This window comes from uncultured Chloroflexus sp. (genome assembly GCF_937951745.1).
In the GTDB taxonomy this organism is placed as follows: domain Bacteria; phylum Chloroflexota; class Chloroflexia; order Chloroflexales; family Chloroflexaceae; genus Chloroflexus.
The window spans coordinates 67,614-75,732 of sequence record NZ_CALFBQ010000056.1 but is presented as its reverse complement, the minus strand read 5'-3'; the positions used below and the strand labels follow the sequence as shown (position 1 = coordinate 75,732).

General features: G+C 58.0%; 6 protein-coding genes and 1 pseudogene. 6 read left to right on the top strand and 1 reads right to left on the bottom strand.

Annotation, left to right across the window (positions count from 1 at the left end):
- Together Q1A59_RS13680 and pstB are read left to right on the top strand one after the other, a co-directional pair.
- A pseudogene (locus Q1A59_RS13680) lies at window positions 1–244 on the top strand (phosphate ABC transporter, permease protein PstA); the annotation flags it as partial.
- Window positions 245–254: 10 nt separating this feature from the next.
- Entirely contained in the window at window positions 255–1,055 is an 801-nt protein-coding gene (gene pstB, locus Q1A59_RS13675) for a phosphate ABC transporter ATP-binding protein PstB (protein ID WP_298405597.1), read from the top strand.
- A gap of 954 nt (window positions 1,056–2,009) precedes the next feature.
- On the opposite strand, the gene rpmB is transcribed toward pstB, so the two are convergent.
- A complete protein-coding gene (gene rpmB, locus Q1A59_RS13670) occupies window positions 2,010–2,195 on the bottom strand; it encodes a 50S ribosomal protein L28 (protein WP_298405600.1) in 186 nt (61 codons plus the stop codon).
- 103 nt (window positions 2,196–2,298) lie between these two features.
- On the opposite strand from rpmB, the gene Q1A59_RS13665 reads away from it, so the two are divergent.
- The 4 genes from Q1A59_RS13665 (at window position 2,299) to Q1A59_RS13650 (ending at window position 8,110) form a co-directional block, all read left to right on the top strand.
- Window positions 2,299–3,153 (top strand): DegV family protein, encoded by an 855-nt coding sequence (locus tag Q1A59_RS13665; RefSeq protein WP_298405602.1) that lies wholly within the window; start codon window positions 2,299–2,301, stop codon window positions 3,151–3,153.
- The gene (gene recG, locus Q1A59_RS13660) at window positions 3,150–5,735 is read left to right on the top strand and encodes an ATP-dependent DNA helicase RecG (RefSeq protein WP_298405605.1); all 2,586 of its coding nucleotides are present in this window, start codon (window positions 3,150–3,152) and stop codon (window positions 5,733–5,735) included. Before Q1A59_RS13665 ends, recG begins: the two co-directional genes overlap by 4 nt.
- Window positions 5,736–5,812: 77 nt before the next feature.
- Window positions 5,813–6,889 (top strand): E3 binding domain-containing protein, encoded by a 1,077-nt coding sequence (locus Q1A59_RS13655; protein ID WP_299645126.1) that lies wholly within the window; start codon window positions 5,813–5,815, stop codon window positions 6,887–6,889.
- A gap of 150 nt (window positions 6,890–7,039) precedes the next feature.
- The gene (locus Q1A59_RS13650; RefSeq protein WP_299645125.1) at window positions 7,040–8,110 is read left to right on the top strand and encodes a 6-phosphofructokinase; all 1,071 of its coding nucleotides are present in this window, start codon (window positions 7,040–7,042) and stop codon (window positions 8,108–8,110) included.
- The last annotated feature ends 9 nt before the right edge of the window (window positions 8,111–8,119 follow it).

The window sequence follows — 8,119 nt, the reverse complement described above, 5'->3', positions numbered from 1 at the left end:
ACGTGCGATTGGCGAGACGGCGCCATTGATTACCATTGGTGCGCTTACCTTCGTTCCATTCTTGCCCCGTAACTTGCTCGATATCTTTACCGTGCTGCCGATCCAGATTTTTAACTGGACGTCACGACCGCAGGATGATTTTCGTTCATTGGCAGCGGCTGGTATCCTTGTTCTGTTGACGATTTTGTTAACTATCAACGCACTGGCGATCTATCTTCGCAATCGTTATCAGAAGCGTTACTAAAGGCACACCGATGACAACTCAAGATTTGGAACGCGATAATCCCAATGCAATTGAAGCGCACAACATGAGCGTGTACTATGGCTCATTTCGTGCGGTTAAGGATGTTAATCTCGTGATCGAGAAAAACCGGATCACGGCGCTGATTGGGCCTTCAGGTTGTGGTAAGAGTACTGTGTTGCGGTCATTCAACCGGATGAATGACTTGGTGCCATCGGCGCGGGTAGAGGGTCAAGTCCTCTTCCACGGCGAAAATATCTATGCGCCGGGGGTTGATCCGGTGAATGTTCGTCGTCGGATCGGGATGGTTTTTCAGAAGCCAAATCCCTTCCCGAAGAGCATTTACGAGAACGTGGCTTACGGCCCGCGGATCAATGGCTGGAAGCTCTCGAAGAGTGAGATGGATGAACTCGTGGAGCGTTCGTTGCGTGGCGCAGCCCTGTGGGATGAGGTGAAGGACAAGCTCAATCAGAACGGCTTGTCGCTGTCGGGCGGCCAGCAGCAGCGGCTCTGCATTGCCCGCGCTCTCGCCGTCGAGCCGGAAGTGATTTTGATGGACGAGCCATGTTCGGCGCTTGACCCAATCTCAACACTCAAGATCGAGGAGTTGATGTTTGAACTGCGCCAACGTTACACGATCATTATCGTGACCCATAATATGCAGCAGGCCTCGCGCGCCTCTGACTATACCGCCTTCTTCCTTATGGATAGCGATCGCGCTGGCCAGCTTATTGAGTATGGCCCTACCTCGCAAATCTTCCAAAACCCGAAAGACGAGCGAACTGAACAGTACATTTCGGGTCGGTTCGGTTAATCGACAACGAATAGGGAGCGAATAGATGAATGGGGAAGTCTCATCGCTGGAAGGTCATAACTTTCCGGCGATGAGTCTTCTTTATTGGTGGAGTGTTGCGGCGGGATCATGTCTGCCTTGCTGATGTCATTGTGCGGTGTGACCTTTACGTCATTGTGAGGGCGCGGCGTGCCCGAAGCAATCTCTTGCTCAGGCGGCAAGCATGCCTGAGCGGGTTCAGTCCGCGCTCGGAGGCAATTGCTTCGCCGTCTGACGGTGGCGCGCACGGACAGGAGGCAATACCGTGCTGGCTACGCTACAGGCAGGGATGCGTTCAGCAACGGAGTTGGTCTATGCAACGCACAGTTTTACGCTCGGTGATATAAATCGGTGCGTATGCTCTCTCCGATCTGCTCTTCATGCTTGAAAAACCCGAAGACTCTAATGCGCCGTGCTAGTTTCGGTGGGCGACCCAGTCGTTGCCCGGCGATGCGCAGGCGGTGCAGGAAGCCTTGACAGCAACCAGTCCAGTATTGTGGCGCGTGAGGTTTCGGCGAGCGGTTTGGGTAAAGTGTGCGTGACGAGCCGCGGTACGGTGAAGGGATTTGGGGGCAAGTCAGAGCGAAGTGGCGTGATGTTGGACGTTGCCGATTTGACTGATCGAGCAACCTTAGGCAATTGGCTCAGCCTTGTCAGGAACACCATTGATGGCGTGCCTCATCTTGTCCACAGGACATCGATACATATCACGTTCCGGTCGCCCAATGCAATGGTGGATTGCGTAATTGATTTGCGCCCAGTAGCGCAAGCCTCTCGTGAAAGCACACAAGGCGAACCATTGTTCATCTAGTTTTAGCCATGCCCGCTGCCTTGATGGTTTGCGCGGCACTAGCCTATCGGCTATAATAAGCAAAAGCGCAGAGGCCAGCGTCCCTGCCGGACACTGGCCTCTCCTAATGGATATCGAACCGCACATTAGCGCGTCTTGGCCAGTGTGCGCATACAGCGGGTGCAGATCCGCACCTGCACCGGCTGGCCGCCGGGTGCCATCAACGTCGTCTTCTGAATATTGGGCCGCCAGATCCGGTTAGTCCGGCGCTTCGAGAAGCTGACATTGTGACCAAACGAAGGTTTTTTGCCGCAGAGTTCACATTTTGCCATAGGACTACGCTCCGAAACGTACATCTCTTTAATAGTCACACTTTGCGAGACTATACCATATTGTATTCGCTTTGGCAAACCGCTCCGTACCATAGGGCAGACCATGGCACTGATGAAAGTCATTACTGACGGCGCGAGCGACATCCCGTTTGAGGTAGCGCGTGATCTTGAGATCGAAGTTGTGCCGCTCTTGGCGCAGATCGACGATCGGTTGTATCGGATTGGGATTGATATTAGCGAAGATCAGGTTTACGATCTGCTCTTCAATGGCCATGACCGGGTTGAGATTATCAAACCGTCGGCGACGGTCTTCGAGCAGCTTTACCGTAGTCTGCTGGGGCGCTATGACTATGTATACTCGATCCACCTCAGTCATCGTCTCGGATCCATCCTGAGCGAGGCGCAGACCGCCTGCGCGCGGTTGCCGGCCTCGAATACGCGCATTGAGGTGATTGATAGTAAGTTAGCTGGGATGGGGCAAGGATCGGTCGCCATTGCCGCCGCCCGCGCCATTCGTGATGGCATGCCTCCGGCTGCGGTAAGCGACTTGATCGGGCAGACCATCCGTCATACCCATACTGCTTTTTTCGTCGATACGATGGAATATCTCGAGCAAAGCGGGATCTTGACGTTTAGCGGCTCGCTTATCGGCTCGATGCAGCGGATCAAGCCGCTCATGATCCTCGATGAAGGTGAGATTGTGCCTTACGAGCGCACGCGGACTCGCGCCAAGGCGATCGAGGGTCTCTTTACCTTTGTCGAAGATTTTCCGCATGTTGAAGATGTGATCATTCATTACGCCACCACGCCGGAAGATGTCGAGAAGTTACTCGAGAAGCTCGATCCGATTTTCCCGCGTGATCGGGTCCAGGTGTCGCGTATGGGGCCGGCGATTGCGGCCCGGCTTGGCCCCGGCGCAATGGCGGTGACGGTGTTTGAAGGCTTCGATGAGGCATGACCGAGGTTGAGCGACAGCAGGTGACGGCGCTCGGCAAAGTATTGGCCGCCGAGCGTCGTGATGGGTGTGCCGATCGGGTGACCGATGACGGTTTGTTGGCGTTTCTCCGTCACTGGTCGGCTGTCGCCGGCAGTGCTGCGCGTTTGCCGGCGGTGCAACGCGCGATCGGGTGGTTGGTGGGGTACGACGGCATGACGTTTGCCGAACGCGATCAAGCGTTGGCAGCGGCGATCGAAGAATTGCGGTCGCTCTTCCGGTCTGCCCACAATCCACCGGAATCCGCTCAGGCGCCAGAACCGGCACCGCCCACGCCCCGCCGCGCGGCAACGCGGCACGTACGCAATCGGGCGGCGCAGGTGCCGAAGCATCCGCTGGCTGAGCTTGATCTCGATGCGCAGCTCGAACAGGTTGCTGGCCTCGATTGGCGGTTGGTGGGTGGATTTCGTCGGCTTGGTGTGGTGACCATTCGCGATCTGCTGTATCACTTCCCGCGCCGTTATGACGATGTAAGAGGTCGCCGTTCGATTAGCGAATTGCAGGTCGGGGCTGAGGAGACAGTAATCGGTAAGGTGACCGATGTGCGCACGATCGGCGCCGGCCCCAAGGTGCGGGTGCGGGTCGAGGTAAGCGATGAGACCGGCTCGATTGAGGCGATCTTTTTCAATCAACGCTGGATTGCCCAGCAGATCAAGGTCGGCCAGACAATTGCTCTGAGCGGGAAGGTGACGGTGTTCGGCGGGAAGCGCCAGTTTAGCAGCCCGCGCTGGGAACGTTATACGCCTGATCCAGACGCCCTCTTGCATACCGGTCGCTTGGTGCCGATCCACCCGTTAACGCAAGGTCTGCATGAAAATCAGGCTCGTCGCTTTATCAAGCAGGTGATCGACGCGATGGCGCCGCGCGTTCCAGATCATCTGCCGCCATACCGTCGTGAACAGGCACAACTCTTACCGCTTGGCGAGGCGCTTGCCCAAATCCACTTTCCCGATAATCACGAGAAACTTGCTGCTGCGCGCCGCCGGCTTGGCTTTGATGAGTTTCTCTTCATTCAGATTGGCGTCTTGCAGCGCAAGCGGCTCTGGCAGCAAGAAATGGGGTTGCCGTTCGTGATTGATACGCAGGTGCATGCTGAGTTGCAGCGTCTATTACCGTTCCAACTAACGACTGCTCAGCAGCGGGCTATCGGCGAGATTTTTGCCGATATGCAGCGACCATCGCCAATGGCGCGCCTGTTGCAAGGTGACGTCGGCAGCGGCAAGACGGTGGTAGCGGCGGCGGCGTTGCTGCAAGCAATCGTCAATGGTTTCCAAGGCGCACTGATGGCTCCCACCGAGATTTTGGCTGAACAGCATGCCAAAAATCTCAAACAGTTGCTCAGTCGGGTGCGGGTGCCGCGCAAGGCGGCAGCAACCACGCCTGCCGAGACGTACCAACAAGCTGATTGGCGGGCCTTGCTCGATCCTGATGAGGCGGCCAAGCTGGCTGAAATCGTGACGATTTTGGGCATGACCCCCGAAGAAGATATGGAGGGGCAGGGGGTGAGGGTAGCATTGCTCACCGGCAGTTTGAGCACGCGTGAGCGGCGACGGGTGCTGGAAGGGGTTGCGCGTGGCGAGATCGATCTGGTGGTTGGTACCCATGCGTTGATTACCGAGACGGTGCAGTTTGCCAATTTGGGCTTGGTGGTGGTTGATGAACAGCACCGCTTCGGTGTCGAACAGCGATTGCGCCTGAAGAACAAAGGCTGTAACCCGCACATGCTGGTGATGACCGCCACCCCTATCCCGCGTACATTGACTCTGACCATCTACGGTGATCTCGACGTTTCGGTGCTTGATGAGCGTCCACCCGGTCGGCAAGAGATCCGCACGCGCCGGATCAGCCGCTCTGAACGCGAGAAAGCCTATCGCCACATCCGCAAGCAGGTGGCCGAGGGGCGGCAGGTGTATGTGATTTGCCCGCTAGTCGAAGAGAGCGAGAAGCTTGATCTGCCCTCCGCCGAAGAGATGTACGAGCGCTTGCAACACGAGGTCTTTCCCGATTTGCGTGTGGCTTTGCTCCACGGCAAGATGCCGGCCCGTGAAAAAGATGAGGTGATGCGCGCGTTTCGCGATCACCAGTACGATATACTGGTGGCGACGGCAGTGATCGAAGTCGGCATTGATGTCCCTAATGCGACAACGATTGTGATTGAAGGTGCGGAACGGTTTGGTCTGGCACAGTTACACCAATTCCGTGGCCGAGTTGGTCGCGGCAGTCTTCAAAGCTACTGTATTCTGATCAGCGATAGCGACAACCAGCAATCGAAAGAGCGACTGGCCGCGCTTGAGGAGACGAACGACGGCTTCAAGCTGGCTGAGATTGATCTCCAACTGCGCGGGCCGGGCGAATTTTTCGGCACGCGCCAGAGCGGGACGCCCGACCTGAAGATGGCCCAACAGGGCGACACCCGGCTGCTGGCCGAAGCGCGCCGGCTGGCCGAAGCGATTTTGAATGATGATCCTGAGCTGGCGCACCCTGAACATGAACTGTTACGCCAGAAAGTCGATGCCTTCTGGGCCGAGGCATTGCAAGCGGGGTGAGCCGAGTCCTCAGAAGAGGAACGGGGCGACGCGCCGCGTCGCCTTTACCGTATCTTCAGCAGCAACGGAGCTTGCTCATGCAACAACAGACCATCACGTTGCCGCCTGCACTGGGTGAGGCGACTTTATTGGAATGGCTCGTCGCCGTAGGCGACCCGATTACACCCGCCACCCCAGTGGTGCGAGTGCTCACGGCTGACGCCGAGTGGGTGCTGCCGGCGCAATGTGACGGTATCCTCGCCGAACAACTGGTCGCGCCGGGAGCACAGCTAGCTGTCGGCGCAATCCTTGCCCGTTGTGCGCCACCGCGCCGCCTCCGGGTGACGCCGTTGGCGCGGCGGATGGCAGCGGTTTTGGGTGTTGACCTTGCAACCTTGACCGGCAGCGGGCCGGCTGGCCGGATCGGGCGGGATGATGTGTTGGCGGCGGCTGGCAAGGGCGAAGATTCCTATCATCACCAACCAGTGATAATGACGGCGCCGGCTGAGTTGCTGCCGCCTGAACCTGTTGTGCCTATCGCTGAACCATCCTCGATGCTGGCCGATCAGACGGTGGCAGTCGCGACAGTGATAAAACCGCCATTGGCCATCACCGAACTCATCCCGCTGGCCAGCGCTACCATTGCCGTGAATGTGCAGCCGCTCTTGCGCCGGTGCGCGGCGCAGGCCGCCGAATTCGCCGCGCGCGGTCTGCAAGCCACCCCGCTCGGTGCGTTGATTGCGGCGGCAGCGGCGCTCTTCCCCTTGCACCCCCTGATCAACGCCGTGTGGAGTGATTCGGCTATTATCGTGCGCCATCGCTACCACGTGGCAGCCGGCTTGCTTGATGGGCGCTGGAGTTTAGTCGCTGATGCCGGTGATTTAACCGAACGCGGTATTGCCCGGGCATTGGCGCAAGCGAACAGCGATCTGAGCGGGGCGACCTGTGTGATTGCGGCGACGAACGGCTGGTGGCAGATCGTGCCGCCGTTGTCGGGTACATCGGCGGCGTTGACGCTGAGTGCGGCCCATCCGCAACCGGTGGCGCTTGATGAAAAAACCATGGTGACAGGTTCGATCGCGCATCTCAGTGTGTGGTACGATGCGCGCATCCTTGATCATCCAACCGCGATGGCCTTCTTGCGCGATCTTGGTCGCCGGCTCAGCGTGGAGTAGGGATAGAACGATGCCCTATCTCTGCTATGGTTGCTCCACAACTACAAAAAAACCGCCACAATTTACCGCTACGCTATAGTTGCAGGTGGTATAATCTGTGTGTCGGGCCAGCAAACTGTGATAACCGAAATAAGTCCGAGGGGGTAAGCCATGGCGAGCAAGAAGCAGCGGATCGGCGTGCTCACCAGTGGAGGCGATGCGCCGGGTCTTAACGCCGTCATCCGTGCAGTCGTCAAGTCGGCGTCCAGTCTCGGTTGGGAAGTGCTCGGTATTCACGACGGGTTCGAGGGGCTGTTGGGGACGAAGAGCTATCGTGTGTTGACCAATGCTGACGTGCAAGGATTATTGCCGCGTGGCGGGACGATCCTGCGCACGACGAATAAAGGCCATTTTGGCCCGCGACGCAGCGATGAGTTATCGGAAGAGGATCCGTATGTCCGTGCAGTCAAAGCGATTGAAGAGATGGGATTGCGCGCCTTAATCACGATCGGCGGCGAAGGCACCCAACGAATTGCGCTGGAGCTGCACAAACTGGGTGCACCGGTGATTGGGGTGCCAAAGACGATTGATAACGATCTCGCCGGCACCGATCGTACCTTCGGTTTTGATACCGCGCTGCAAGTGGCGACCGATGCGATTGATCGACTTCACACCACGGCGGCCAGTCATAATCGAGTGATGGTACTTGAAGTCATGGGCCGGCATACCGGTTGGATCGCGTTGCACGCCGGATTGTCGGGTGGGGCCGATGTGATCTTGATTCCGGAAATCCCCTTCTCGATCGAGCGGGTGGCCGAAAAGGTGCATGCGCGCGATGTGCAAGGGAGTGCGTTTAGTATTATCGTAGTTGCGGAAGGCGCCCGCCCGCGTGGCGGTCAAGAGATGTATGTCGCTGAAGGCCGCTTGGGCGGGATCGGGCATTGGGTTGGTGAACAGCTTGAGCATCTGACCGGCAAAGATGTGCGGGTGGTGGTGTTAGGCCATTTGCAGCGCGGCGGCTCACCCTCACCGTATGACCGCTTACTCTCAACGCGCTACGGCGCGGCGGCGGTGCAAGCTGCCGCGCGCGGGATCTATGGCGAGATGGTGGCGCTGCGCGGGCAAGATATTGTGACGGTGCCGCTGGTCGAAGCCTGTGGTGACCTTAATCGGGTGCGCCCGCATAGCGATTTAGTGCTATGCGCGCGGAGTCTGGGAATCGTGTTTGGTGACGAACTCTGATGCCGCCCG

What these genes read in the sequence shown, in the direction of transcription:
- recG (WP_298405605.1), top strand. Translation starts at nt 3,150, where the DNA reads ATGACCGAGGTTGAGCGACAGCAGGTGACGGCGCTCGGCAAAGTATTG.
- Q1A59_RS13655 (WP_299645126.1), top strand. Translation starts at nt 5,813, where the DNA reads ATGCAACAACAGACCATCACGTTGCCGCCTGCACTGGGTGAGGCGACT.
- rpmB (WP_298405600.1), bottom strand. Translation starts at nt 2,195, where the DNA reads ATGGCAAAATGTGAACTCTGCGGCAAAAAACCTTCGTTTGGTCACAAT.
- Q1A59_RS13650 (WP_299645125.1), top strand. Translation starts at nt 7,040, where the DNA reads ATGGCGAGCAAGAAGCAGCGGATCGGCGTGCTCACCAGTGGAGGCGAT.
- pstB (WP_298405597.1), top strand. Translation starts at nt 255, where the DNA reads ATGACAACTCAAGATTTGGAACGCGATAATCCCAATGCAATTGAAGCG.
- Q1A59_RS13665 (WP_298405602.1), top strand. Translation starts at nt 2,299, where the DNA reads ATGGCACTGATGAAAGTCATTACTGACGGCGCGAGCGACATCCCGTTT.